The sequence below is a fragment of the Nostoc favosum CHAB5714 genome (assembly GCF_020829495.1).
Classification (GTDB): Bacteria; Cyanobacteriota; Cyanobacteriia; order Cyanobacteriales; family Nostocaceae; genus Nostoc; species Nostoc favosum.
This window is the reverse complement of sequence record NZ_JAIVFQ010000053.1, coordinates 17,485-42,391: the sequence shown is the minus strand read 5'-3', so window position 1 is coordinate 42,391 and position 24,907 is coordinate 17,485. Positions and strand designations below refer to the sequence as shown.

23 protein-coding genes are annotated in these 24,907 nt (G+C 41.6%); 13 read left to right on the top strand and 10 right to left on the bottom strand.

Annotation, left to right across the window (positions count from 1 at the left end; all coding sequences use genetic code 11):
• Nucleotides 1-85: 85 nt before the first annotated feature.
• A complete protein-coding gene (locus tag LC586_RS26120) occupies nucleotides 86-1,741 on the bottom strand; it encodes a B12-binding domain-containing radical SAM protein (protein WP_229488144.1) in 1,656 nt (551 codons plus the stop codon).
• A 304-nt stretch (nucleotides 1,742-2,045) separates the two neighbouring features.
• Between LC586_RS26120 and modA the strand changes: the two genes are divergently transcribed.
• Nucleotides 2,046-2,840 (top strand): molybdate ABC transporter substrate-binding protein, encoded by a 795-nt coding sequence (gene modA, locus LC586_RS26115; protein WP_229488143.1) that lies wholly within the window; start codon nucleotides 2,046-2,048, stop codon nucleotides 2,838-2,840.
• A 367-nt stretch (nucleotides 2,841-3,207) separates the two neighbouring features.
• Here the strand turns inward: modA and LC586_RS26110 are convergent, their stop codons facing one another.
• The 3 genes from LC586_RS26110 to LC586_RS26100 form a co-directional block, all read right to left on the bottom strand.
• Complete coding sequence (locus LC586_RS26110) at nucleotides 3,208-3,765, bottom strand: peroxiredoxin (protein WP_229488142.1); 558 nt, start codon at nucleotides 3,763-3,765, stop codon at nucleotides 3,208-3,210.
• A gap of 57 nt (nucleotides 3,766-3,822) precedes the next feature.
• On the bottom strand, nucleotides 3,823-4,065 hold the full coding sequence (gene sipA / locus LC586_RS26105; RefSeq protein ID WP_100900296.1) for a regulatory protein SipA: 243 nt from the start codon (nucleotides 4,063-4,065) through the stop codon (nucleotides 3,823-3,825).
• A 204-nt stretch (nucleotides 4,066-4,269) separates the two neighbouring features.
• On the bottom strand, nucleotides 4,270-4,746 hold the full coding sequence (locus tag LC586_RS26100; protein WP_229488154.1) for a Spy/CpxP family protein refolding chaperone: 477 nt from the start codon (nucleotides 4,744-4,746) through the stop codon (nucleotides 4,270-4,272).
• A 399-nt stretch (nucleotides 4,747-5,145) separates the two neighbouring features.
• On the opposite strand from LC586_RS26100, the gene LC586_RS26095 reads away from it, so the two are divergent.
• The gene (locus tag LC586_RS26095; RefSeq protein ID WP_229488141.1) at nucleotides 5,146-6,411 is read left to right on the top strand and encodes a sensor histidine kinase; all 1,266 of its coding nucleotides are present in this window, start codon (nucleotides 5,146-5,148) and stop codon (nucleotides 6,409-6,411) included.
• On the top strand, nucleotides 6,411-7,073 hold the full coding sequence (locus LC586_RS26090) for a response regulator (RefSeq protein WP_229465944.1): 663 nt from the start codon (nucleotides 6,411-6,413) through the stop codon (nucleotides 7,071-7,073). Before LC586_RS26095 ends, LC586_RS26090 begins: the two co-directional genes overlap by 1 nt.
• A gap of 207 nt (nucleotides 7,074-7,280) precedes the next feature.
• Here the strand turns inward: LC586_RS26090 and LC586_RS26085 are convergent, their stop codons facing one another.
• Entirely contained in the window at nucleotides 7,281-7,676 is a 396-nt protein-coding gene (locus LC586_RS26085) for a nucleoside deaminase (RefSeq protein ID WP_229488140.1), read from the bottom strand.
• A gap of 266 nt (nucleotides 7,677-7,942) precedes the next feature.
• On the opposite strand from LC586_RS26085, the gene LC586_RS26080 reads away from it, so the two are divergent.
• The 8 genes from LC586_RS26080 to LC586_RS26045 all read left to right on the top strand — a co-directional run bounded on the left by LC586_RS26080 (nucleotide 7,943) and on the right by LC586_RS26045 (nucleotide 18,228).
• On the top strand, nucleotides 7,943-8,743 hold the full coding sequence (locus LC586_RS26080; RefSeq protein ID WP_229488139.1) for an ion transporter: 801 nt from the start codon (nucleotides 7,943-7,945) through the stop codon (nucleotides 8,741-8,743).
• Nucleotides 8,744-8,902: 159 nt separating this feature from the next.
• Nucleotides 8,903-9,970 carry a TIGR04222 domain-containing membrane protein gene (locus LC586_RS26075; RefSeq protein ID WP_229488138.1) on the top strand — a complete coding sequence of 356 codons (1,068 nt, stop codon included), beginning with the start codon at nucleotides 8,903-8,905 and terminating at the stop codon, nucleotides 9,968-9,970.
• 5 nt (nucleotides 9,971-9,975) lie between these two features.
• Nucleotides 9,976-10,809 (top strand): MbnB/TglH/ChrH family RiPP precursor modification enzyme, encoded by an 834-nt coding sequence (locus tag LC586_RS26070; protein WP_229488137.1) that lies wholly within the window; start codon nucleotides 9,976-9,978, stop codon nucleotides 10,807-10,809.
• Complete coding sequence (locus LC586_RS26065) at nucleotides 10,800-11,366, top strand: SCO6045 C-terminal-like domain-containing protein (protein ID WP_229488136.1); 567 nt, start codon at nucleotides 10,800-10,802, stop codon at nucleotides 11,364-11,366. Before LC586_RS26070 ends, LC586_RS26065 begins: the two co-directional genes overlap by 10 nt.
• A 74-nt stretch (nucleotides 11,367-11,440) precedes the next feature.
• Nucleotides 11,441-12,283, top strand: a complete 843-nt coding sequence (fghA, locus tag LC586_RS26060) for an S-formylglutathione hydrolase (RefSeq protein ID WP_229488135.1) — start codon at nucleotides 11,441-11,443, stop codon at nucleotides 12,281-12,283.
• Between the two features lie 875 nt (nucleotides 12,284-13,158).
• Nucleotides 13,159-13,896, top strand: a complete 738-nt coding sequence (locus tag LC586_RS26055; RefSeq protein WP_229488134.1) for an SDR family oxidoreductase — start codon at nucleotides 13,159-13,161, stop codon at nucleotides 13,894-13,896.
• A 715-nt stretch (nucleotides 13,897-14,611) separates the two neighbouring features.
• Nucleotides 14,612-17,062, top strand: coding sequence for a hypothetical protein (locus LC586_RS26050; protein WP_229488133.1), 2,451 nt, complete (start codon nucleotides 14,612-14,614; stop codon nucleotides 17,060-17,062).
• A gap of 389 nt (nucleotides 17,063-17,451) precedes the next feature.
• Nucleotides 17,452-18,228, top strand: a complete 777-nt coding sequence (locus tag LC586_RS26045) for a Uma2 family endonuclease (protein WP_229488132.1) — start codon at nucleotides 17,452-17,454, stop codon at nucleotides 18,226-18,228.
• A gap of 281 nt (nucleotides 18,229-18,509) precedes the next feature.
• On the opposite strand, the gene LC586_RS26040 is transcribed toward LC586_RS26045, so the two are convergent.
• Nucleotides 18,510-20,156, bottom strand: coding sequence for a DUF1565 domain-containing protein (locus LC586_RS26040; RefSeq protein WP_229488131.1), 1,647 nt, complete (start codon nucleotides 20,154-20,156; stop codon nucleotides 18,510-18,512).
• Between the two features lie 200 nt (nucleotides 20,157-20,356).
• On the opposite strand from LC586_RS26040, the gene LC586_RS26035 reads away from it, so the two are divergent.
• Nucleotides 20,357-20,653, top strand: coding sequence for a hypothetical protein (locus tag LC586_RS26035; RefSeq protein WP_229488130.1), 297 nt, complete (start codon nucleotides 20,357-20,359; stop codon nucleotides 20,651-20,653).
• Between the two features lie 330 nt (nucleotides 20,654-20,983).
• On the opposite strand, the gene LC586_RS26030 is transcribed toward LC586_RS26035, so the two are convergent.
• Nucleotides 20,984-23,365: a phosphoketolase family protein gene (locus tag LC586_RS26030; RefSeq protein WP_229488129.1), complete on the bottom strand. Its 2,382-nt coding sequence runs from the start codon at nucleotides 23,363-23,365 to the stop codon at nucleotides 20,984-20,986.
• A gap of 28 nt (nucleotides 23,366-23,393) precedes the next feature.
• Here LC586_RS26030 and LC586_RS26025 point away from each other — a divergent pair, with 28 nt between their 5' ends.
• On the top strand, nucleotides 23,394-23,534 hold the full coding sequence (locus LC586_RS26025; RefSeq protein ID WP_229488128.1) for a hypothetical protein: 141 nt from the start codon (nucleotides 23,394-23,396) through the stop codon (nucleotides 23,532-23,534).
• 18 nt (nucleotides 23,535-23,552) lie between these two features.
• Here the strand turns inward: LC586_RS26025 and LC586_RS26020 are convergent, their stop codons facing one another.
• The 3 genes from LC586_RS26020 to rimM form a co-directional block, all read right to left on the bottom strand.
• The gene (locus tag LC586_RS26020) at nucleotides 23,553-23,912 is read right to left on the bottom strand and encodes a type II toxin-antitoxin system PemK/MazF family toxin (protein ID WP_229488127.1); all 360 of its coding nucleotides are present in this window, start codon (nucleotides 23,910-23,912) and stop codon (nucleotides 23,553-23,555) included.
• Entirely contained in the window at nucleotides 23,912-24,166 is a 255-nt protein-coding gene (locus LC586_RS26015; RefSeq protein WP_229488126.1) for a hypothetical protein, read from the bottom strand. The genes LC586_RS26020 and LC586_RS26015 overlap by 1 nt, the downstream gene beginning before the upstream one ends.
• A 120-nt stretch (nucleotides 24,167-24,286) precedes the next feature.
• Complete coding sequence (gene rimM / locus LC586_RS26010) at nucleotides 24,287-24,853, bottom strand: ribosome maturation factor RimM (RefSeq protein ID WP_229488125.1); 567 nt, start codon at nucleotides 24,851-24,853, stop codon at nucleotides 24,287-24,289.
• Between the last annotated feature and the right edge of the window lie 54 nt (nucleotides 24,854-24,907).

Sequence of the window (24,907 nt, the reverse complement as noted above, 5' to 3'; positions counted from 1 at the left end):
GGGATTCCTCGTTTCCATGTGAAATACGGGAACGAGGGAATATTACGAATTACGAATAATTTATCGTTAAAAAACTTTTAGCTTATTAACTACGAACTTTAGTCAGGATTTTTTGGGAATAAAACGAAGCCGATTCTTCGTTTTTGGCACAATCTTGGGCAAACTTAATCAAATGATGTCCGACAATTCCAACGTGAATCAAGTTTTCAATATCACCTGCTTTTAATGCTGGCTTGGCCATTTTCCAAAAAGTTTGACGATAGTTACTAAATATGCCTACTCGCAGCAAAATATTGGCTAAATAAGTTAAACCTTTGCGAATATTAGCCCCAGAGGTGCGAGCTGGGCTGTTAGGTACTTCGATGCGGTTTGGATAGGTGTGTTCCATGTTGTAGGCAAACCGTTGATATAAAAATTCTGGCTCATAAGCAGTTGTGATACAGCGCCGCCACATTTCAAGAACTTGCTCATAGGGCATCAAAAACTCAACATTTGATTCGCGGCTTTCATCAAAGACAAGTCGTCCTTCTGCTTCTAACCTCCGCCATAAAGGAGTTCTCGGTAATGCATGAAGTAAATTAATTGTCAACATGGGAATTTGGGATGCCCGAATAAATTCGATAATTCGATCTGCGGTTTCTGGTGTATCTGTATCTAACCCGATGATGATTCCTGATACTACTTCCATGCCATAGCTATTTAAAACCTGAATTGCTTTTAAGATTGGCATACTCAGATTTTGGTCTTTGGAAATGGCGTGGAGAGCATTTGGTTCTGGTGTTTCGATACCGCAAAAGATTGTGCAAAAATAGGCTTCGCGCATCATTTCCAGCAGTTTTGGACTTTGAGCTAAGTTGAGCGTTGCTTCACAGGCAAACTGGATGGGGTAGCCATTGCGTTTTTGCCAGTCAATCAGATGAGGAAGCAACTTCATAGCGGCGCGGCGATCGCCAACAAAGTTATCATCAACAAAATACACTGCCCCCAGATTGCCAGATTGTCGCATTGCATCTAACTCCGCGACCACTTGCTCTGGTGTTTTCATCCGGGGACTGTTGCCATAGAGTTCTGGAATATCACAAAACTCACAGCGATAAGGGCAACCACTAGAAAACTGCACATTTGCCAGAAAATAATCATTGATATTCAGCAAATGATAAGCTGGAGTGGGAAACTCTGTTAAGGGTAAACGTTCCTTGGTTTCAAAGCGAATTTGCGCTTGGGGACGTTCCAGGTTTTGGTCTAGATACTCGATCATGCGATCGCTTGCATCCCCCAATTCACCCAAATGTAAAATATCAAATTCAGGATAATATTCTGGACACCCAGATACCGAGGGGCCACCGACAACTGTAATTTTACCCGCTCGATGGGCAAGTTCATTAATTTGATTAATCTGTGGTTTTTGGATATGCATTCCACTCACAATCACCACATCACACCATTGGTAATCAGCCCTAGTTGCTGATTTTACATTCTCATCAATAAACCGCACTTCCCATTCTTTAGGTAAGTAGGCAGCCACAATTAAAATACCTTGGGGTGGCATAAAAGCCCGGACATTACCCATGAGTGGGTAGGCGTGATGAAAAGTACCAAAGGAGCGGCTGTACTTAGGGAAGATGCAAAGGATACGTCGATGTTGCGAGGGAACGTAGCTGGTTCTCTTAGTGGTAGGAGCGGTTTTTGAATCGGCCGCTATATGGGTTGGGTTTTCTAAAGACTTCAGATTCACAGTCATCGCAAATTTCACCCCGAAAAACTGAGCAGCTAATTTGACAATTTATTGACACAATCAGTTGTAATTCCAACTAGCTTACCGTGATATTTCAGAAGTTTTTAACTGTAAGATAGAAAACTTACCCACTATAGGATCATTCATGAGCATATAAGCATATATAAGTGGTTGTTAGCAAATATTTAGCTAATTGCTAGCCCTTGTTATTTTTTAGGCATTTTACCGATAAAGTTGGTTAGATGTTGGTATTATTGGTAGGATTTTACCTAGCATCAATTTTCGGAAAAACCTATATTGCACCTTTTCTATGAAAAGAAGACAAATTCTTGGCTTTCTGGGTATAGCAGTTGCAGGCTTGCTCCTGGCAATTGGTTTACCATTGGTTACTCCTTCTCCTGTAATAGCACAGTCAAACACCAGCATAGTAGTGTCCGCAGCCTCCAGCTTAAGAGATGCGCTACAAGACATTAAGATTCTATACCAACAAAGTAAATCAAATATCAACATTAGTTATAACTTTGGGGCTTCTGGTGCTTTGCAGCAACAGATTGAGCAAGGTGCGCCAGCCGATATCTTTATTTCTGCTGCCACAAAGCAAGTGGATGCCTTAGAAACAAAAGGATTGTTGCTATCAGGTAGCCGTACTAACCTGGCAAATAACCGTCTAGTCTTGATTGTGGCTCAAGATGTTGTTGGCATCACTAGTTTCAACAATTTAACAGATAGCAAGATTAAGAAAATAGCGATCGGTGAACCCAGAAGTGTACCCGCAGGGCAATATGCAGAGGAAGTCTTAAACAATTTGAAACTTTATGATCAGGTTAAGTCTAAATTTGTCTTGGGTAACAATGTGCGTCAAGTTTTGGCAGCAGTAGAAAGTGGTAATGCCCAAGCGGGCATAGTTTATGCCACTGATGCCAAAACTTCCAACAAGGTAAAAGTCGTAATCACTGCTGAGGAAAAGCTTCACTCACCGATTGTCTATCCAGTGGCAATAATTAAAGGTAGTAAAAATATTTCTGCTGCCAAACAATTTGTTCAGTTTTTATCTGGCAGTCAAGCTAAGACTGTACTCAGAAAATATGGGTTTATTGTGCGGTAAAGATGAATGCAGATAACAAGGGCCTTGAGTAACTTGTAGGCAAGGGGGCAGGGGAGACAAGGTGACAAGGTAACTTGAGTGAGAACTTGTAACAAGTCTTTCCCCTTGTCCCCCTGTCTCTTCATCTACGGTGTACACACAAGTCTTGCCGCGTATCTTTATTAATAAATCTCGCGCTGCGTTTCTATTCCGCCTCGGAATGAATTCCGAGTCTCATAGCTGAAGTCCACTTAAGTGGACTTTCGCTATCAGCCCTGAACTTCAGTTCTGGGCGGGATGTCGGTGAGTGTGACAGTTTCACTCTGACAAAAATGTGGTTAGAGGATTTTTCGACTTGTGTGTACACTGTAGGCCTCTTCATTGAGGTCTAAGAAGCTGCGGACTGTAATTTTTCTAATCGTGCCAGCACTTCTGAACTATGAATGTTTGGGTTGACTTTGACAAAAGTCTCGCGCAAGACGCCCTGAGGATCGATGATAAAACTGTGACGCATAGATAAGAAGCCAAGCCACGAACCGTAAGCTTTACTCACTGAACCATCAGTGTCAGCCAACAGAGGGAATTTTAGTCCCTCTGAATCACAAAATTCGGCGTGAGAATCAATATCATCAGCACTTACGCCAATAATCTGAGCATTTTTTTCGAGGTATTGGGGTAAGTCTTGCTGAAAACGGCGAGCCTCTATAGTACAACCAGAGGTGAAGTCTTTAGGATAAAAGTAGAGAACTAGCCACTTACCGCGCAAGTCAGAGAGGGAAATTTTGCCATTACCTGTATTGGTTGGCAAAGTAAACTCTGGTGCGGGTTGATTAATTGCAGGAAGTTTACCACCAAGAGCATCAGCAGCAGGGGTAAAATTCAGCCAGCTGATAAAAGAAATACAGCTGGCAAATAATATGCTTAAAAAAGTGCGGCGGGAAATCATGGTGCAAACCAGAATTACAACTTTACACAAGTTTACAATTCTTGGTTGCTGTTAATCTCACTCTAAATGAGATTCGGGTGGGGTATCAGTGCTTTCGATGTATTGGCTATCTAAGAGAAAGGCTCCCCTAGTAAAGCGAATACCCCAATATCCACCAGGTCTGCGGTCAATGACTATACCCTCTTCGCCAATGTGAATTACATCGGGCGGGCGCAGCATGGGCATGGGTTCAGCAGTTTTGACGTAGGGCGGTAGTGCCACAACCCGGACTTTACTACCAATTGCGAATTCTTTAGACATCTTAATCAAGCTAGGAGTTTTGAATTAACTCATAACTCATAACTAGCTTGAAAGTCTACTAAATGGGGCATGGGAATAAATAGGGAAAGGGAAAGGGGAAAAATTTCATCCCCTTTCCGCATCTTCTGCAAGAAGTCTATTAATTTTTGACTATGGAAAACAATGCTTAGACATTAGTCAAGTTAGCTATTTTTTGAAAAATTATTATTGGGGATTGCCTTGTTGAGGGCGCGAAGGAGCATTTTGACGGAATTGCTCTAATTTTTGGCGCTGTTCGGGGGTCAAGACTGCTTGAATCTGTTGTTTTTCAGACTCCCGGATTTGTCGCATTTGGGTTTTCTGTGTTTCACTCAGATTTAAGTCAGCATAACCACCCTTTCCTCGACGTTGACCAGCTTGCCGTTGAGCCTGACGTGCTTGTTTCGCCGCCTCTAACTTGGCTTTTTGTTCTGGGGTCAAAACAGCCTCCATTTTGGTGCGGCTATCGCGCTTAATTGCCTGAATTTGGTTTTTTTGGGCATCTGTTAGACCCAATTCTTTCCAAGGGCCCCTTTCTTTTTGTGGAGTTTGTGCAAGTAACACGGGTGAAGGAGAGGCTGTTTGGGCATCAACAGCAAAAGAGGTAGCAGTTAAAGTTAGAGCGATCGCTCCAGCGACTAGCGATAATGCTTTGAGTTTCATTACTTGTGTGGTGGGTTTTTCCTGGTTGGATGCCACTATCATAAGAACTTATCTTTAGTAATCACATGAGGAGAAAGTCATGGTTTTACCCATGACTTTAGTCATGATTGAATTTGGACAAAGATGATTGACAATAAATAGTTAGGAGTTAGGAGTTAGGAGTTAGGAGTTAGGAGTTAGAAGTTAGGAATAATATTTTTTTTGATTATGATTAATTTATAAATGTTTTTTTAGCTTATTACATAATCTTTTTACACACTACATTTACTCTTAACTCTTCACTAAGCGAAAATTTCAAATGGCGGAAAGTATCGCTAAAATATCCAAAACTACTAACTCCTAACTCCTAACTCCTAACTCCTAACTCCTAACTCATTTATAACTGGAGCGAAGCGGCTGATGAATGGTCTAATTCAAATTAAGAAACATCCTTTTCCGTCTCTGCTTTATCTGGAGTGGACATTACTGGCGATCACTGCATTGACAGCCTTTATACCACCTCCGTTACGGCGTTTTCGTCCTAAGCCTCCAGAACTATCAATTTGTGGTGCATTTCCAGACTTGTCAGTTTGTAGCATATTGCCAGAACTATCAATTTATAGTCTGATTATTTTTGCAGCAATGGGCTTAAGATTACCCAGGAATAACCAGACAAATAAGGTAATCTACACAGTTATTGAAATTTTATTAATTTTAATAGTTGGACTTTTTGGAGAGAGATTTGCTCGGCTGTTTCCCTTTCTCTACATAATTTTAGTTACTCGTAGTTGTCTTATTTTTCAGTTAAATGGACGTTTGTTCGTCACAACTTTGTCATTTGCCTTATTTTTAGTTACTACACAACTAAAATATCAATTGTTCAATTTTCAAGCATCGCCACAGGCACAAGAGCGATATCGATTTTTGATTTTGAATTCGTCGTTGGTATTTGGCTTAAGTTTGGTTTTTGTGTTGTTGATGATGAATGCAGTATTGTCTGAACGGCAAAGTCGAGAAAAGCTAGCGATCGCTAATGAAAAACTGCGCCAATATGCTATGCAAATTGAAAACCAAGCTACTTTAGAAGAACGCAACCGTATTGCTCGTGAAATTCATGATTCATTAGGGCATTCTCTAACTGCTTTAAATCTGCAATTAGAAACCGCTTTAAAACTATGGCAATCTAACCCAGGTAAAGCTGAAACATTTCTAGCAACAGCAAAGGAATTAGGCTCAAAAGCACTAAAAGATGTCCGCCAATCTGTTTCTACTATGCGTTCAAATCCTTTACAAGAACAATCTTTAGAACGTGCGATCGCAAGTCTTTCAGAAAATTTCCATCGCTCAAATGGTATTTTACCAATTTATCAAATCAACCTGCAATATCCTCTACCACCTGAAATCAACACCGCTATTTACCGCATTACTCAAGAATCTTTGACAAATATATCTAAATATGCTTACGCCACAGAGGTTAAACTGGAACTCAATACGACTAGAGGCAATTTGCGATTGATAATTCAAGATAATGGTAGAGGTTTTGATTTAGGGCAAAATACTACAGGTTTTGGACTTCATAGTATGCGCGATCGCACTTTAGCACTTGGAGGTGAGTTTAATATTAATAGCGCTCCTGGTTCTGGTTGCAAAATTACAGTTAATATTCCCTTAACGAGGTTGACATAATGATTAAAGTGCTGCTAGTAGATGACCAAGGTTTAATTCGTCAAGGATTAAGAGCGTTATTAGAATTAGAACCAGATTTAGAGATAGTAGGAGAAGCAGAAAACGGTGAACAGGCGATTAATTTAGTTGCTGAATTTCAGCCAGATGTAGTATTGCTGGATATCAGAATGCCCATTATGGATGGAGTTGCAGCCACGCGAGAAATTCAAAAACGCTTTGCCAAAACTAAAATTTTAGTACTGACGACTTTTGATGATGATGAATATGTATCAGCAGCGTTGCAAAATGGGGCAATGGGTTATTTATTGAAAGATACACCCTCAGAAGAATTAGCTGTTGCTATTCGTGCCGTTTATAAAGGATATACTCAATTAGGCCCAGGTATAGTTAAAAAGCTGTTAACTCAGTTTTCTAATGGTACACCAACCCAATCACCGCCTGTACCGTCTACTTTAGCTGAACTCACTCCTAGAGAAAAAGAGGTTTTGCGGTTAATAGCTACAGGCGCTAGTAACCGAGAAATTGCTCAGGAACTCTACATTTCTGAGGGGACTGTAAAAAATCATGTTACGAATATTTTAAACAGATTAAATCTGCGCGATCGCACTCAAGCTGCAATTTGGGCAAATACCTATTTATCTTATTTGAATGAACCAAGTTAAATAATTCGTAATGGGCTTCGCCCCGCTACGCTAACGTAATTCGTAATTCGTAATTTTAACGTCTAGATTAGCTTTAGGGTATATTATCGCTGAAAGTACAACACAATTTTGGGATTATCGGTGCGTTACGGAAGCCGTAACACACCCTACATCTGAAAAAGTTAGATTTTTTATAGCTTATTTAAATAATTCTAAACATTCATTTTTTTAAACGTCTTTTGTGAGCTTGATATTTCTAAATGACTTAGCGATCACTTCTTCGCAAGATATATTAATTTGTGATTGATTTACTGAGATTAAATCTTGAATTGAAGCACCATATACAATTTCTGATACACCGCTCCAAACACAAGCAGTTGCACACATGGGACAAGGTTCGCCAGTCGTATATATGCTATAACCTTCTAAAGAAGGGTTTTTAAGTTTAGCTGTTAAACTACGAATAACGTTAATTTCCGCATGGGCTGATGGATCGTTGTCTCTGTTAACAGTGTTATGAGCTACGGCAACGACTTCGTTTTCTTTAACAATCACAGCACCATAAGGCGCATCTCCTTCTTTTGCTTCTGCCAATGCTAAACGCATAAAATATTCTGGGTTCATATAAGCTGGGGTTAACATAAGGATAATGATTAATAATATCGTATTTCTAATGCTATAAATGGGAATTAAGATAGGGCTATTTCATTCTATACATAAACCGCCCAGAACTAAAGTTCTTTGGCTTTTAGCTAAAGTCCGTTAAAACGGACTATAACCTTTTCTCAGTCATCTTTAGATGACTTTCGCTATTAGACTCAGAATTCATTCTGAGGCGGGCTAGATGAGAATGAAATAGCCCTGGAATTAAAATTAGTTAATGGTCGAATATGTTACTGAGCAGACAAGAAACAGAATTCTACTTAAAAGACTTGGAAACACCATTAGGTAAAGCGATTAATTTAACGCTTGCCGCTATGGTGCTAGTATCATCAGGAATTTTTGTGGCAGAAACTTATAATATTCCTGATTCTGTGCGGTTTCAGTTGAATGTAGCCGATACTGCGATCGTCATTATCTTCGCGGTGGAATATTCACTTCGTCTGTGGAGTGCGGAAAACAAAATTAAGTATATTTTTAGCTTTTATTCGATTATTGACTTAATGGCGATTTTGCCTTTCTTTTTAGGAATGGTGGATATTAGCTTTATCCGCTTATTGCGATGGTTTCGGATTTTACGATTAATCAGATTTATCGATAGGAAATTTTTATTCGCCAGTATCAGCACCGAAGATGGAATGATTTTTGCGCGGATCTTATTTACATTATTTGCAATTGTTTTTATTTATTCTGGGTTAATTTATCAAGTCGAGCATCCGGTTAATCCTCAAAATTATGGTACGTTTTTGGATGCATTCTATTTCTCTGTTGTCACAATGACAACTGTAGGATTTGGCGATGTTATTCCAATTTCGGAATTAGGGCGCTTGCTAACAGTCCTGATGATTTTTACAGGAATTGCGCTGATTCCTTGGCAAGTGGGAGATTTAATTAAGCGAGTTGTGAAAACTGCTAATCAGGTAGAAACAGCTTGTTCAGGTTGTGGTTTGGCTTTCCATGATGTAGATGCTGGGTTTTGTAAAAGGTGCGGGACTAAGTTACCTAGTCGCAGGGTTGATTCAGAGAGTTAAGTTGGGGGACTGACGAAGCATAAATTTTAGGGTGTGCTACAATCTTGTGGTAAAGTAAATGACAAACCTGAGAAAGCCAAATGTTCTAAAAAACGCTGCAAACATTGAGTCATTTAATTTCTCTTACTTTCAGTAATTCCCTAAAAAGGAGTAAAGCCAATGAATGCATTACTGCATAATCAAATTGCAGATATGTATGGGCCAGATTTTTTACTGTTTTATTGCTTTGTCATTGGGATAACTTTGGTAGTTTGCCGGGAGCTAGTGCAAGATCCAACCAAAAACCAGCCTCTGCCGTTAATTCCTGCTGAACCAGATCCCTACGAAATCGCTTATTTGCGTTCCCAAGAAACAGGAATCGCCAATGTAGCGTTATTTGACTTGATTGTTCGGGATTATTTGCAAGTCAGTGAACAATCCATCAGCCAAGTACCAAATCATCCTGATGTATCTCAGCTACAGCCTATAGAACGTGAGGTATTTGATAAATTCTCTTCTTCTTCCACTGCTCAAACATCTGTTTGGTTGGCAACCGAGAGTATCCAGTCATACAGCAATGCCTATGAAGAAAAACTACAAAATGAGCAATTGTTGTATGCTTCCGAGTGGCAAGAACGGAATATCCAAGTTGGCTTGATTGGGGCGATGATTATTTTCAGCTTGGGGAGCTATAAGCTGCTCATCGCCTTGGGTAAGGGGCGCTATAACGCAGGTTTATTAATCACAATTGGTGTATTATCGATTATCTTTTTGCTGTGGTTTGTCAGTAGACGTACACATCTCAGTCATCGAGGAAAAATGTATCTGCAACAACTTCAAGAAACATTTACCCGATTGCAGCAGAAGGCAAAGTATGACATCCCTTCTGTATTTGACTACAACTTACTGGTGGCACTATTTGGCGTTGAGGCGCTGGCTGGAACCTCTTATGACTCTTACTACAAAGCGTTTTTTCCGCCTACATTTTCTAGAAGAGTTACTACAGTAGAGAGTTCGTCTAGTAGCTTATGCGGTAGCTTTTCATGCGGTAGCCCCTCATACAGTAGTAGTTCTCGTAGTAGTAGTTCTGACACTAGCTCCTCATGCAGTACTAGTTCTGGCTGTAGCTCCTCATGCAATAGTAGTTCTGACAGTGGCTCCTCATGCAGTAGTAGTTCTGACAGTGGCTCCTCATGCAGTAGCTCCTCATGCGGTGGTGGTTGCGGTGGTGGTTGTGGAGGAGGTTAAGAGCAATGCTTTCTCATCTCCCTAGTTTAGGCGTGGGGTTGGGTTTTCGACAACCGTTTAAAAGTGATCTGTTTCTCAACCGTCAGCAGGTTGACTTTTTGGAAATTGTTGCTGAACACTATTTAGATGCATCTTGGCAAAAACAGCAGGAGTTAGAACTGCTTGCTGCTCATTTCCCGATAATTCCCCACGCGATTAATCTTTCGTTAGGCAGTGCTGAAGGCTTAGATACAGATTATTTACGCAAACTTGCAGCATTAATTAAGCAACTTAACCCGCCTTGGTGGAGTGAGCATATCTGCTTTACAAAAGCGGGTGGAGTTGATATCGGGCATTTGTCCCCGCTACCTTATACTCAAGAAGCTGTGGAAGTACTTTGTCGCAACATTGCTTTATTGCGTCGCTGGATTGATGTACCACTGATTCTGGAAAATATCACTTACATGGTAAAGCTTCCAGGTGCAGAAATGACTGAAGCCCAGTTTCTAGCCGAGGTGGTAGAACGTTCTGATTGTGGACTGTTATTAGATGTAACGAATCTCCACACTAATGCTGTGAACTACGGCTATGATATCCATGAGTTTTTGCAACAATTACCGTGCGATCGCATCGTACAATTACATTTTGTTGGTGGACATTGGCATGATGGTGTATTAATTGACAGCCATTCGCAGTCTACACCACTGGAAGTATGGCAACTGATGGAGGAAGTTGTTGCCCGTGTTCCAGTTAAAGGGATTATCCTAGAACGGGATGAAAACTTGCCACCCTTTGCAGAATTGACAAAAGAACTGCAAAAAGCACGGGAGATTAACAGGAGTTATGGCAGATGGGGTTAGCACAAACCCAGGAAGTTTTAGCCCAACTTTACACCAATACCGATTTGAGAGAGCGTTTCTTTGCTAACCCAGAAACCGTTGGCGCAGAGTTGGGGCTGAGTTGCGATGAAGCACAAAAGTTAGCTCAACTTTCAGCAAAAGAGGTAAATATCTTTGCGAATTCTTTGAAGTGGAAACGGTTGGGAGAAGTACGCGAACTACTTCCACGCACTGCACGGGCGTTGGGTAAAAATTTTACTGCCTTATTTTGGCGATATGCTCAAACCCATTTACCAAAAGGAATCAAAAAACACAAAGAAGATGCGATCGCTTTTGCTAATTTCATCGCTAGAGTTGCTGAAGAGGAAAACATAGATCCACCTTGGATTAGTGATTTGGTGCTATACGAAAAAACATGGCTGTTGGCTTATGAACCTACTAGCCGCTTAATTGTGTGTTGGTTTCGTTATCCTGTTGGCATAGCGAGTGCAGAGGGGATGAAGCGCCAAGCAACGATCGCAATTTGGTTTCGGTTCTCAAAGCAATCGCAACTGCGGCATATTGTGCGCTCGCTATAGCGTGCTAATTACCAGGTAGTTCACGGTAAAATAATCTTTCTCTGGCGATCGCTCAAGGATTGAAAATACAACCAATGTCTAACCTCAACCTCCTTTCCGAATATAAAAGCTTTGGTGGCAAACTCGGTTTTTACAGTCATTTTTCCTCAACCTGTAACGGTGAAATGCGCTTTGCTGTCTATCAACCACCACAAGCAATTCAAAAACCTGTGCCGATTCTCTATTTCCTCTCTGGGTTAAGTTGCACGGAAGAGAATTTTATGGTTAAGGCGGGAGTACAGCGCTTTGCAGCTGAGTACGGTTTGATATTGGTTGCACCAGATACGAGTCCGCGTAATACTGGCATTGCAGGTGAGGATGATGACTGGGACTTTGGCACAGGTGCGGGCTTTTATGTTGATTCTACAGAAGAACCGTGGCGTAAAAACTATCAAATGTATAGTTATGTCGTCCAGGAATTACCTGCTTTAATCACTGCAAACTTCCCCACGCAACCTGAAAAACAAGGTATTTTTGGTCATTCGATGGGGGGACATGGGGCGCTTGTCTGTGCAATGAGAAACCCAGAACTTTACAAATCAGTATCAGCTCTTGCACCTATCACTGCACCTATGCGTTGTCCTTGGGGTCAAAAGGCTTTCAGTAGTTATCTTGGCAACAATCAAGAAAGTTGGCGTGCTTATGATGCTAGTGAATTAGTCAAGGAAGTAGGATATCACAGTTCGATTTTCATTGACCAAGGGAGTGCTGATAAATTTTTAGCTGAACAATTAATGCCTGAAGTGTTTGAGCAAGCTTGTGCAGATGTTAGCCAGCCGCTAAACTTGCGTTACCAAGAAGGCTATGACCACAGTTATTATTTCATCGCCAGTTTTATTGAAGATCATATCCGCCACCATGCGATCGCTTTTAAATAATCAGACCGGAAAAAGGAATTCAGATTTGACACTTTTTTTAATTTTTAGGGATTTTCAAGAAATAAATTATCTCAATAAATGAACCACAGAGACGCAGAGAAGCCAGTGCGTTGGGCGGGTTCCCCGACTTGAAGCAACTGGCGCGACACAGAGAGAGGAGAAATAGAGAGGGTTTTGTGTCAGTTTTGGGATATTTTTTTATTTGGAAGTCCCTTATTTGATTTGTGAAAAATAATTTTTTATAACGTAGACGCTGCATCGGCTTGCCGCAGGCTACCGCAGAGGCAAGAGAGACGCAGAGACAATACCGTTCGGTTAAGGAATTTTTTGGTTGAGGCAGGCAGGGGGAGCAGGGGGAGAAGAGAAGCTGTTCTTGAGAGAAGAATTGCTGAACAATAACCTTCTTTCCTCAAGAGCCTCCCCTGCCTCCCCTGCCTCCCCTGCTTATCCGAACGGTATTGGACGCAGAGAGAATAAAGAGAGATTTTCACGAATGATTCAGGATTGCTATATGGTTGAATAATGCTGAGTTCAGCTTAAACATCACCTAATGTTTCATTATATGATGTCCGGCAAATCACCCAAAATATGTCATTGCGAGTGGAACGAAGTGAAACGACGCAATTGATATCAAGTTCGGCAAATCACTTACGATATGTCATTGCGAATGCAACGAAGTGAAATGAAGCAATCGCAAAGGTTTGGGATTGCCACGCTCCGCTCGCAATGACATAAGTATTAAGTCGGACATGATATGACTTGCGTTTTTGGGATTGCTTCCCTTCTCCTAAGGGAGACGCTGCGCGAACGGTCGCAATGACGGTTATTTGAACGGACATGATATTACCCATACTCAATAACCCGCATTAATCAATATGTCTCTTATTCAAAACAAAGTGGTAATCATCACCGGAGCCAGCAGTGGATTAGGTGAGGCGACCGCAAAGCGACTTGCCGCTAGTGGAGCGAAACTGATGCTGGCCGCCCGCCGCGAAGATCGGTTGAAAGAATTGGTTGCAGCGATCGCCCAATCAGGAGGAACTGCAACCTACCGAGTGACGGATGTGGCAGATCGCGTACAGGTGGAAACCTTGGCGAAGGAAACTTTGAGTACATACAGCCGGATCGATGTGCTAATCAATAATGCCGGTTTGATGCCGCTCTCTCCGCTCGACCAAGTAAAGGTGGAGGAATGGGATCAGATGATCGATGTCAACATCAAGGGCGTTCTCTATGGAATTGCTGCCGTGTTGCCGATTATGCGTCAGCAAAAGTCTGGTCACGTCATTAACCTATCGTCCGTGGCTGGACATAAGGTGTTTCCGGGAGCAGCGGTTTACTGTGCTACTAAGTACGCAGTGCGAGCGATCTCTGAAGGGCTGCGATTAGAGTCAAATGGTGAAATCCGTTCGACTAATATCTCACCAGGAGCCGTTGCTACTGAGCTGACTACCACGATTACCGATAAAGACACAGCAGAGGGAATTAATCAACTTTATGCGATCGCCATTGATGCAGATGCTATTGCCCGGGCGATCGCCTATGCCATTGAGCAGCCCAGTGATGTTGATGTGAATGAAATCATCATCCGTCCGACACGTCAAGAACTTTAGATTTAGGCTGACAAAATATGTAAGACACCATTAAACCAAGCTTTGCAGGGAGTTAGTTAATCTCAAACATCAAGGTATCCCTAGCACCAGGAGATTTAGACCAATGACTTGCTAAGTTGCTCCCGTTGTCAGTGTCAGAATTAATAAGTCCAGTTTTGCTTAGTACAGTTTTGCGTAAAAGCGTAGCGTTTCCAATGCAGGGGAACGCATTGGCATTGCATTGAGATGCATTAACAATGCAATGCAAGCCGACGCATTAACAAGGCCGCCCACGCATTAACAAGGCCGCCCACGCATTAACAATGCAAGCCGGCGCATTAACAAGGCCGCCCACGCATTAACAATGCAAGCCGACGCATTAACAAGGCCGCCCACGCATTAACAATGCAAGCCGACGCATTAACAAGGCCGCCCACGCATTAACAATCAAATACGATTCCTATATTTATTTTGGTATTAGTCATATCATGTTCGCTTGATTACTTATTAAACCCGAAGAACCCCACCCCGCCAAAGCTACGCTTCGTCTCCCCTCCCCGCTTGCGGGGAGGGGATTAAGGGGAGCCAGTGCGGTCTTGGGGTCTCCCCAAGTGGAGCATCTGGCGTGTGGGGTGCAATGACTGTGGAAATCATAACTAATTATGCGAACATGATATCAAACGGCGATACATGACAGATATATAATTGGTTAAACTTTGTTTGTGAGCAAATAAATATGAATTATTTTGACCATTATAAGCATCGAAAAGACTATATCATCCTCTTAATAATTTGGCTGATAGCATTAGTTATAGATAGAGCTTGGTTTTTATTAGATGAATCGATTCCAGCCTATGATCAAAGCGCACATTTAACGACAGCATTACATCATTATAGAATTTTTCAAAACTTTAATATTTTCTCAGGAAATTGGTGGTTATCTCTGTGGCAATTAACTCCAACTTATCGCGCTCCTTTTCTATATATTTGCACCGTACCATTTTTGATATTGTTTGGACGTGGTTATGACCAAGCAAGTTTGGTCAACTTATTATATACTGCGATGATTATACTTTCAGTATATCATTTAGGTAATTTTTTATTTAAAAACCGAAAAATCAGCATAACTGCCAGCATATTTTGTCTGTTATTTCCTATTTTGGGAATTATGCGGACAGATTATTTATTAGATTATGGTTTGACAGCAATTGTTACAGTAACTTTCACAATCCTGACGATTTGGAAAGATAGTTATATTGGGTTTTTCTCATGGGTTTTAACTATCATATTGGGCGTAGGAATAGGTTTAATCCTTTTGACTAAACCTACAGGGTTTATTTTTATTTTAGTTCCTAGTATTTGGGCATTAATTAGTTTTATTATAAAACGTAAATTCATCAAGCTAATTCAAACTTGCTCATCTTTGGTAATAGCTTGGTTAATTTGTAGTTTTTGGTATGGCTTAAATTGGTTAACAATTATTACATCGGCATTAAACGCTAACCAAGTCGGAAAAGGTGAGGGTGATCCTTCTCCCACAACTATTGCTGGATGGTTATACTATCCACAGATTATCCCAGAAAACGTCGGGTTACCAATATTATCTGTGAGTATTGGCATTTTATTTGTTTATCTGATTAAATATCGATTTTCTCCTAATTTAATTTTAGTAAATCTTCATAAATCGGCTCGAATTTGGTTATTAGTTACCTTAGTAAGTAGCTATATAATTTGTTCTTTGGGCACAAATAAAGACATTAGATTTATTCTGCCATGCTTTCCTATAATTAGTTTAATATTGGCGGATTTATTCAACTTAATTGAAAATATATATTTTGATAGGCTGAGATTAGCCACTTTAGTATTAAGTAGCATAGTTTTACTGAATAATTTGTTTCCATTCCCCCTAATTCAAGCATGGGGTGGTAAACATTTACCTAATGATGATGCTAAAAAATATCCTCTGGAGAAACTGATAAATAAAATCAACGAAACAAATTTATATTTAAGGTCAAATTTAGGGGTAATTCCCGTTTCTACACCTCAGATAAATGAGTTTACTTTAGATTATTTTGGGACATTAGCAGATTTTCGCGTATACGGCAGAAAATTAACAACCAAATTATCTCAGGTAGAGGAAGATTTACAATATTTTTGTTGGTATATCACTAGAGATAATGAACGGGAGGAACCGGGAGAAAGTGGAGACACAAAACGGAAATTAAAATCTTTAGTCGAATCTTCTACTGATTTGAAATTACAGGGCGATTGGATATTACCTCATGGAGATAAAATGCGATTATATCACTGCAAAAATCCTCATGTAGTTGTTGAAAAAATAAGTAATAGTAAGTCTGTAATTAGTCTAGAAAAAGTTGCAATTTCTCAGCAATTAGTTTTAGATAAAAACAACCCTGTAAACTATGAAATAACAGGTTCATGGGATGATTTGCAAAATGGTATATTGCTATTAAAATGGCAAAATAGCCAATCATATTGGTATCACGATCATGCAATTGGCTTGGGTAATTTATACTGTGGCATCAAATGTCATCCGGAAGGAAGTTTCCGAGTAAAAGAAGCCTTAGCTACATTTATTCCTAAAACACTACCACTAGGCAGATATCAACTATCAGCAGCATATTTAGATAGAAGAAACAACAAAATCACATCTTTAAATATTCCAGATATTACTGTAAATGTGACAAATGTAGGAACAGTAGGAAAATCGCCAGCTTTAGATTTAGTTACCCGAACTTCACAACTAGCAGAAGAGTTACAACAGGGTAAATTAAATAATATATTTGTGCAGATAGATAGTTTCAATCAATATGATCCTACTCAAGATTATTTAAAACAAATTGAATTTGCGGCTAATTATCATCTGCAAACAGAGCCAAATAACTTAAATTTGCGTTACACTCTAGTCTTATCACAACTTTTACAGCGCCAAGCCCCAGAATTAATCCAAAATTTAATAGAATTAACTAAATATGATGCTAAAAATCCTTACGCATGGCTTTATTTAGCTGTTGTTTATTTGTATAATTTTCAACCTGCACAAGCTGAACAAAAATTAGCGATCGCAGAACAATTAAAACCAGATATACCAGAATTAAAAACTTTAAAAACTGTAACAAATGTTATGAAATTTTTGCCACTACAATGGTTTGCTACCAAGGAATAGGAGAAACGGGGAGTTGCTGCTTGAGGGGATCGACAATCAAATCACAGGCGACTTGAGTAAGGGCGCAATCATTAGACCTCTTGCATAAATCAAAAATAAAGAACCCCACCCCGCATTTGCTGACGCAAACGCTCCCCTCCCCGCTTGCGGGGAGGGGTTGGGGGTGGGGTGTTAGGGACTTTTGCAAGAGGTCTATTGAGTACAAAGCAATGGATGTTGGGTTTCCTTACGTCAACCCAATCTACGACTTCGCCATTGTCGGCAAGTGAGAGCTTTTCCAGAAACTTAATATTAGGATGCACATTTTGCCACTTTATCACCGACAGACTGGTATCGCCTTCATAGCATCCTAGAAGCGATAAGATCAAAAATAAATTCATACTGTGTTTATGGCAACCCAACTCAGTGAAGCCAAATCCCAAACTGAACTGGTAATCTCTTGGGAAGCCTTACCCAAGGATTTTAAACTAGAGGATGAACCAGTGGAGAATACAGGTCAGCCACTTTTGGCTGGTGCTTTGCGTGAAAGCTTAGAAATCAGTGGATTCATCCAACCCCAAATGTTGATAGCTTCCAACTTTGGTCTTTGTGCGACAGTCAACGGGCAATTTATTGCTAAAGCACCTGACTGGGTTTATGTACCATCGGTTAATCAAGTTGTGGGTAATCGCAAAAGCTATACACCTAATTTAGAAGGAGATATTCCAGCGATCGCCATCGAATTTCTATCGGATACTGAAGGTGGAGAATATTCGGTAAAGCGAACTTATCCACCAGGAAAATGGTATTTCTACGAGCAAATTTTGCAGATTCCCATCTACATAATTTTTGAACCAGATGGCGGTTTATTAGAATATTATCAACTGGAAAATAAACGTTATGAGTTAAAGCAACCTGACGAAAATGGTCGTCATTGGATTGATGTAATGGGCTTATTTTTGGGAACTTGGCAAGGAACAAAAGAAGCTCGCACTGGCTATTGGTTGCGCTGGTGGGATCAAGCTGGTAATTTATTACCGTGGGCTGTGGAACAGATTGAACAAGAACGCCAACGCGCCGAACAAGAACGTCAACGCGCCGAACAAGAACGCCAGCAAAAAGAACGACTGATTGCTTATTTGCAATCTCAGGGTATTGACCCGAATAATTTGCCTCCGTTCGAGTAGTAATTAAAAACCACCTTTTTGAAATTAAGTATGAATTTGCTCTGCTTAATTTAGAACCCTTTTTGTAAGGGCAATTCATTAATTGCCCCTACAGAAATCATGCAATTTTGCAAAACAAATTATTTTACCAATTATATCATGTTCGCTTGATTACTTGTTAAACCCGAAGAACCCCACCCCGCCAAAGCTACGCTTCGTCTCCCCTCCCCGCTTGCGGGGAGGGGATTAAGGGGTGGGGTGCAACGACTGTGGAAATCATAACTAATTATGCGAACATGATATTAAGTAACAATATAAGGCGAGTCAATCGCAGCTACACGACCAGCGTCTACCAAGGCTTGGTATACCATCACCGTTACCTCAGCGCGTGTAGCATCGCGGGTAGGATTGAGTTGTTTGACGTTCGGGTGATTGACAATAATCCCCTTGTCTATAGCTTTTACTACCTCATCCTTGGCATATTCAGGAATCTTTGCTTGGTCATCAAAAGCTTTGATAGATGCTGTACCATCAGCAGATAACCCCAATCCGTTCACCAGGGAGACAATCACTTGCACGCGCTGGATATTTTTGTTGGGGGCGAAGGTATTGTCAGGAAAACCAGAGAGAAATGAACCTTGATATGCCTGCTGAATTACCTTGGATGCCCAGAAGTCTGCTGGTACATCTTTGAATTTGATCACGGGGCGCTTTGGCGGTGGGTTGAAAGCTTTTACCAGTAATGCAGCGTATTGCGCCCGTGTCATCGTAGCATCCGGTTTAAATGTGCGATCGGGAAAACCATTAACTATCCCCAATTTGACTAATTCCCGAATAAACCCACCTGCCCAATGATTCGCAATATCCGTTAATTCTATAGTGGGCGTGGGAGTGGGTGTCGGTGTTGGAGTGGGAGTAGGTGTCGGTGTTGGGGTGGGAGTAGGTGTCGGTATTGGGGTGGGAGTGGGTGTCGGTGTTGGAGTGGGAGTGGGTGTCGGTATTGGAGTGGGAGTAGGTGTCGGTGTTGGGGTGGGAGTAGGCGTGGGTGTTGGGGTGGGAGTAGGTGTCGGTGTTGGAACCGAACTATCTGCAAACTCTACGTTTCCTGTGACTTTAGACGTATCTATTTTATTCCCCACAGAAACCAGCTTGTTGGAACTGGCATTTTGCAAATTAAATTTACCGTTATTGCGTAAAGTATTGCCTCCTAAGTTATTGGCACTGCCGATATCTGGTAGGGCAGTTCCGATTACTGTGATACCATCGTCAGTGTTATTTTCGCAGACATTGTTACGCAATACAGGACGAGCGCTGCCAGAGATGACAATTCCAGAACGGTTTTCGTAAGTTCTGTTATCTCGAAGGGTGGGTGATGCAGTATCACTAATGGCAATGCCAAAACCTGTTTTTAAGCAGGTATTATCTATAATTTGACCTTTAGAATTTTTAGCGATCGCAATTCCATTGGCTGCATTCTCACTAAACACATTACCTAGAATAACTGGATTAGCATCGCCTGTAGTAAAAACTCCCTCCCGCTTACACTTTGTGAAGGTGCTATTAGCAACAGTAGGGGCAGTTGATTCAATCCAAACACCACTACCACGGCTAGCCAAATTTGTTACAGTCACCCCCCGCACTTCGGCTTTATCCAGTAGCACAAATGTTACATTCTGACCAGCAAAAGTACGGCTCAGGTAGCTACCACTCCCTTCAATCAAAATACCATTGCCTTTATTGGTTTCATTACCAACCACAGTCACGCCAGATGGAACCGTTAGCGGAAAGACTTCACCGCTAGCAGCATTGTAATTACCTTCTGCTAGTTGAATCTTGGTGTTATCTGTAGATACCTTAAGGGCTTGCGTAATAGTTTTGAATGGGGCTTGTTGGCTACCAAGGTTGGTATCTTTGCCTGATACTGGATTTACATAAAAAGTCTGAGCCATATTTATACTTCCAAAAAATACATAGCTATCTTAGCGCTAACCATAAAAGTGGGTAGCGTTTGATGCATTAAGTAACTTAAGGTATTTTTCACTGGAAGGTTAAAAATTTATGCAAATGCTTTTAGGGTTCACTAGTACTCGACCAACCCAAAATTGCTGAGTGCTGAGTTAGGAATTAAGAGTGAGGAGTTCTGAGGTGGATGAATGAGTATCTGAGGTGGATGAATGAGTATTTGAGGTGGATGAATGAGTATCTGAGGTGGATGAATGAGTATTTGAGGTGGATGAATGAGTATCTGAGGTGGATGAATGAGTATCTGAGGTGGATGAATGAGTATTTGAGGTGGATGAATGAGTATTTGAGGTGGATGAATGAGTATCTGAGGTGGATGAATGAGTATCTGAGGTGGATGAATGAGTATTTGAGGTGGATACACAAGATTTTAACTTCTCCTCTTACTCAAGAACAGCCTACCTTAACAGATAAATTCCATTAACCTAAGTATATTGGCCCATATAAGCCAATACGCTTGGGTTAAGAAGAATAGTAGGTTGGGGTGAGCATAAGCGTTACCCAACAAAGGCTTGATAATGTTGGGTTACCCTGCGGGAAGCCCCTTTGGGTCTACGTTCCTCAACCCAACCTACGCCTGAGTTAGGAATGTAAAATAAGATTGTTTTTCTCAGCGTTCTCTCTGCCTCTGCGGTTAAACAGTAATTATTTCAACCACAGAGACACAGAGAACACAGAGAGAAGAGGTTAAAATAATTCGTAATTCGTAATTGAATTCTTCACTACGAATTACGAATTACGAATTAGTAATTAGTTAATAGGGCCACTTCCAATCACGAATTTCCGGCATATCGTCGCCGTACTTCTCAATGTAATGTTTGTGTTCGATCAGCTTATCTTGCAACTGCTGTTTGACATAAGCTGCCCTATATCCTAGCTTTGGTACACGATCAATTACGTCCATTACTAGATGGAAGCGATCAAGCTCGTTAAGCACAACCATATCAAAGGGGGTAGTGGTAGTTCCTTCTTCCTTGTAACCACGCACATGCAGTTGATTGTGGTTAGTGTGGCGATAGGTTAAGCGATGAATCAACCAGGGATAGCCATGAAAGGCGAAGATAATGTGTTTATCGGTGGTGAAAATCGTGTCAAAGTCTTTTTCGCTCAAACCGTGCGGATGTTCGCTTTTTGGCTGTAGTGTCATCAAATCGACTACGTTCACTACCCGCACCTTTAACTCAGGGAAGTGCTGGCGCAGAATGTCCACAGCCGCTAAAGTTTCTAAGGTGGGAATATCCCCAGCACAAGCCATCACTACATCTGGATCGCCGCCTTGGTCGTTGCTTGCCCATTCCCAAATACCGATGCCTTTGGTGCAGTGCTTGATAGCAGCATCCATATTTAGGTATTGCAATGCTGGTTGCTTTCCGGCAACGATGACGTTGACATAGTTGCGGCTTCTTAAACAATGGTCAGTTACCGATAGCAGAGTGTTGGCATCGGGGGGCAAATACACGCGAACGATTTCTGCTTTTTTGTTGATTACATGGTCAATAAAACCGGGGTCTTGGTGAGAGAAACCGTTGTGGTCTTGCCGCCAAACGTGGGAGGTGAGTAGATAATTGAGGGAAGCTATTGGTTTACGCCAGGGAATATGTCTGGTCGTTTTCAGCCATTTGGCGTGCTGATTGAACATCGAGTCAATGATGTGGATAAACGCCTCGTAGCAAGAGAAAAACCCGTGGCGTCCTGTGAGGAGGTAGCCTTCTAACCATCCTTGACAATTAGTTTCGCTGAGAATTTCCATCACCCGACCGTCGGGGGAAAGGTGGTCATCTTCTGGGAGGATCTGTGCTGCCCAATCCCGGTCTGTGACTTCTAGCACAGCGCCTAAGCGATTTGATACCGTTTCATCAGGGCCAACGATGCGGAAGTTGCGGCTTTCTTGGTTAAGTTGCATGATATCCCGCAGGAATTTTCCTGCAACTTGGGTAGCTTCAGCGATCGCTTGCCCTGGTTTGAGAACATCTACGGCATACTTTTGAAAGTCGGGCATCTTCAGGTCGCGCAGCAAAAGACCGCCGTTAGCGTGGGGATTGTCACCCATGCGTCGATGACCTTTGGGAGCCAGTTCTGCTAGTTCGGGAATCAGTGTGCCGTTAGCGTCGAAGAGTTCTTCTGGTTTGTAACTCTTCATCCAATCTTCTAGGAGTTTCAGATGTTCTGGCTGTTTGGCTATGTTGCCAAAGGGAACTTGGTGCGATCGCCAAGAACCTTCTGTTTTTTTGCCATCGACTTCCTTGGGGCCTGTCCAACCTTTGGGGGTTTTCAAGACAATCATTGGCCACTGGGGACGTTCGCTGAAACCATGTACGCGGGCTTCTCTTTGGATGCTTTGAATTTCGGCGATCGCTATATCTAGAGTCGCCGCCATCTGCTGGTGGACATCTGCGGGATCATCACCTTCGACGAAGTATGGCTTGTAGCCATAGCCTACAAATAAGCTTTCTAATTCCTCATGGCTGATGCGTGCCAGTACTGTTGGGTTAGCAATTTTATATCCATTCAGGTGCAGGATCGGAAGTACAGCCCCATCATGCACGGGGTTAAGAAACTTATTGGAATGCCAGCTAGTTGCTAAAGCACCTGTTTCCGCTTCGCCGTCACCCACAACAGCAGCAACGATCAAGTCAGGGTTATCAAAGGCAGCACCGAAAGCGTGGACGAGGGCATAACCTAGTTCCCCGCCTTCGTGGATCGAACCAGGGGTTTCCGGTGCAACGTGGCTGGGAATACCACCGGGGAAAGAGAATTGCTTGAAGAGTTTCTGGATTCCTTCAGCATCCTGGGAGATGTTGTGATAATACTCGGTGTAAGTGCCTTCTAGGTAGGTATTGGCTACCAGTCCTGGGCCTCCATGACCAGGGCCAGCAATATAGATCGTGTTTAGATCATATTTTTTGATGAGCCGATTCAGGTGAACATAGATAAAGTTCAGCCCTGGCGTTGTTCCCCAGTGCCCTAAAAGTCTGGGTTTGACGTGTTCCAGCTTTAGCGGTTCTCTCAGTAGCGGATTGTCGAGTAGATATATCTGCCCAACCGAAAGATAGTTAGCTGCACGCCAGTAGGCATTTATCTTACGTAATTCTTCATCTGTTAAAGGCTTTGTTTGTGGAGTCGTTGCTAATGTCATTTCGACACTCCATTACAAAAGGATTTTGATGGATTCATCAGTAAGCAATTGTACCTGTTTTCCAGATGATGGCCATCTAACCGATGATAAATTTTTTCAGCCTTTGTGGCTAAATTCCTTGGTTTTGGGCACAGGATGGAAAGTGATGTCTACTATGGGCTACATCTAAAGCTATTGATTAATACTATCAATCGGCATTTTCTTCGTCATAATTATCTAGTTGTAAAGTGTAATCTAATGCCACTTTTAGCATTAATAAATAATTAGTAGAAAGAGTTCCTAATTTTCGGATTAATCGCTGCCTATCGATAACAACTATTTGATAAGAAAGTACCACTGACTCTTGCGTTAAACCGCCTTCACCTGAAGGTATGACAATTGTACCTGGTATAATAGCGCGTCGCAGATTAGTGGTTAAAGGAACTACTACAGATGTTGTTGTAAACTGAGCTAGTCGATCTCGCTGAACAATGATAACTGGTCGGATACCTGCTTGCTCTGAGCCTCTACTCGGATTCAAATCAGCTAAATAAACATCTCCTCGCATCAAATTGCGTCCTCTTGCTGAAGCTGGGAGAGATAATCAGTTAAAACGGATTCTGCAAAAGCTAAATCTTCATTAGCAAACTCAGTTTTCAGTGCAGCAGCATCGACATCAGAAATAGCATCCCAATGCTGAGTTAGTTTTTTTTTCTGGAGAGAGATAGCAAAATCTAATACTTCTTCTTGACTAGACTTGGGCAATTGGGACAATATTTCTAGCAGTTGCCTGTGAATAGTTGCTGTTGGTTTTTCTGGCATTGCCACATTTCCTGGATTGATAGATAGAGTGTGTAGTCTAATTTTCTCATGCCTTAAGCTTTGCTTTCCCTTGAAGTATCCAGTACAGCAAAAATAGCTACAGGCAGATCAATTAACGATCTAATTATTAATTTCCAACAACCCAGGCGGTGGCGTGATTTCAATGCGATTAGATATCAAGTCTACTACTGGTGCGATCGCTTCCACAAATGGAATCAAAACAGTCTTTTGCTTTTTGTCAGTAGCAAATGATTCATGCAACTTGACTTCTAACAAATCATTGCCAGCCGGGATGATATCTACCACTGTACCGACGAGTTCGCCAGATGCTTGCATGAAGACTTCCAAGCCAATCAAATCGAGGACATGATATTCATCTTCGCCTAACTGGGGGCGATCGCTTGCTGGAACCATTAACTTACAACCGCGCAACGCCTCCGCCTGATCGCAATTTTCTACGCCAGCTAATTTGATCACATACAAGTTTTTATTACTGATATAACGTCCTGTTAATAATTCGATTGGTTGCGGTTCTGTGTCACCTGAACGCAACAACCAACGTTTTCCCGGCACCTCAAACCTTTCGGGGAAGTCTGATACAGGATAAACCCGTAATTCTCCAGACAATCCTTGAGGGGAAACAATCTTACCAATTTCTAGCCAATTATCTGATTTGTCATTTGTCATTTGTCATTTGTCATTTGTCATTGGGTATTGGGGAAAGCGTTCTTATAACTCCTA

What these genes read in the sequence shown, in the direction of transcription:
- LC586_RS26120 (WP_229488144.1), bottom strand. Translation starts at nt 1,741, where the DNA reads ATGACTGTGAATCTGAAGTCTTTAGAAAACCCAACCCATATAGCGGCC.
- modA (WP_229488143.1), top strand. Translation starts at nt 2,046, where the DNA reads ATGAAAAGAAGACAAATTCTTGGCTTTCTGGGTATAGCAGTTGCAGGC.
- LC586_RS26110 (WP_229488142.1), bottom strand. Translation starts at nt 3,765, where the DNA reads ATGATTTCCCGCCGCACTTTTTTAAGCATATTATTTGCCAGCTGTATT.
- sipA (WP_100900296.1), bottom strand. Translation starts at nt 4,065, where the DNA reads ATGTCTAAAGAATTCGCAATTGGTAGTAAAGTCCGGGTTGTGGCACTA.
- LC586_RS26100 (WP_229488154.1), bottom strand. Translation starts at nt 4,746, where the DNA reads ATGAAACTCAAAGCATTATCGCTAGTCGCTGGAGCGATCGCTCTAACT.
- LC586_RS26095 (WP_229488141.1), top strand. Translation starts at nt 5,146, where the DNA reads ATGAATGGTCTAATTCAAATTAAGAAACATCCTTTTCCGTCTCTGCTT.
- LC586_RS26090 (WP_229465944.1), top strand. Translation starts at nt 6,411, where the DNA reads ATGATTAAAGTGCTGCTAGTAGATGACCAAGGTTTAATTCGTCAAGGA.
- LC586_RS26085 (WP_229488140.1), bottom strand. Translation starts at nt 7,676, where the DNA reads ATGAACCCAGAATATTTTATGCGTTTAGCATTGGCAGAAGCAAAAGAA.
- LC586_RS26080 (WP_229488139.1), top strand. Translation starts at nt 7,943, where the DNA reads ATGTTACTGAGCAGACAAGAAACAGAATTCTACTTAAAAGACTTGGAA.
- LC586_RS26075 (WP_229488138.1), top strand. Translation starts at nt 8,903, where the DNA reads ATGAATGCATTACTGCATAATCAAATTGCAGATATGTATGGGCCAGAT.
- LC586_RS26070 (WP_229488137.1), top strand. Translation starts at nt 9,976, where the DNA reads ATGCTTTCTCATCTCCCTAGTTTAGGCGTGGGGTTGGGTTTTCGACAA.
- LC586_RS26065 (WP_229488136.1), top strand. Translation starts at nt 10,800, where the DNA reads ATGGGGTTAGCACAAACCCAGGAAGTTTTAGCCCAACTTTACACCAAT.
- fghA (WP_229488135.1), top strand. Translation starts at nt 11,441, where the DNA reads ATGTCTAACCTCAACCTCCTTTCCGAATATAAAAGCTTTGGTGGCAAA.
- LC586_RS26055 (WP_229488134.1), top strand. Translation starts at nt 13,159, where the DNA reads ATGTCTCTTATTCAAAACAAAGTGGTAATCATCACCGGAGCCAGCAGT.
- LC586_RS26050 (WP_229488133.1), top strand. Translation starts at nt 14,612, where the DNA reads ATGAATTATTTTGACCATTATAAGCATCGAAAAGACTATATCATCCTC.
- LC586_RS26045 (WP_229488132.1), top strand. Translation starts at nt 17,452, where the DNA reads ATGGCAACCCAACTCAGTGAAGCCAAATCCCAAACTGAACTGGTAATC.
- LC586_RS26040 (WP_229488131.1), bottom strand. Translation starts at nt 20,156, where the DNA reads ATGGCTCAGACTTTTTATGTAAATCCAGTATCAGGCAAAGATACCAAC.
- LC586_RS26035 (WP_229488130.1), top strand. Translation starts at nt 20,357, where the DNA reads ATGAATGAGTATCTGAGGTGGATGAATGAGTATTTGAGGTGGATGAAT.
- LC586_RS26030 (WP_229488129.1), bottom strand. Translation starts at nt 23,365, where the DNA reads ATGACATTAGCAACGACTCCACAAACAAAGCCTTTAACAGATGAAGAA.
- LC586_RS26025 (WP_229488128.1), top strand. Translation starts at nt 23,394, where the DNA reads ATGGATTCATCAGTAAGCAATTGTACCTGTTTTCCAGATGATGGCCAT.
- LC586_RS26020 (WP_229488127.1), bottom strand. Translation starts at nt 23,912, where the DNA reads ATGCGAGGAGATGTTTATTTAGCTGATTTGAATCCGAGTAGAGGCTCA.
- LC586_RS26015 (WP_229488126.1), bottom strand. Translation starts at nt 24,166, where the DNA reads ATGCCAGAAAAACCAACAGCAACTATTCACAGGCAACTGCTAGAAATA.
- rimM (WP_229488125.1), bottom strand. Translation starts at nt 24,853, where the DNA reads ATGACAAATGACAAATCAGATAATTGGCTAGAAATTGGTAAGATTGTT.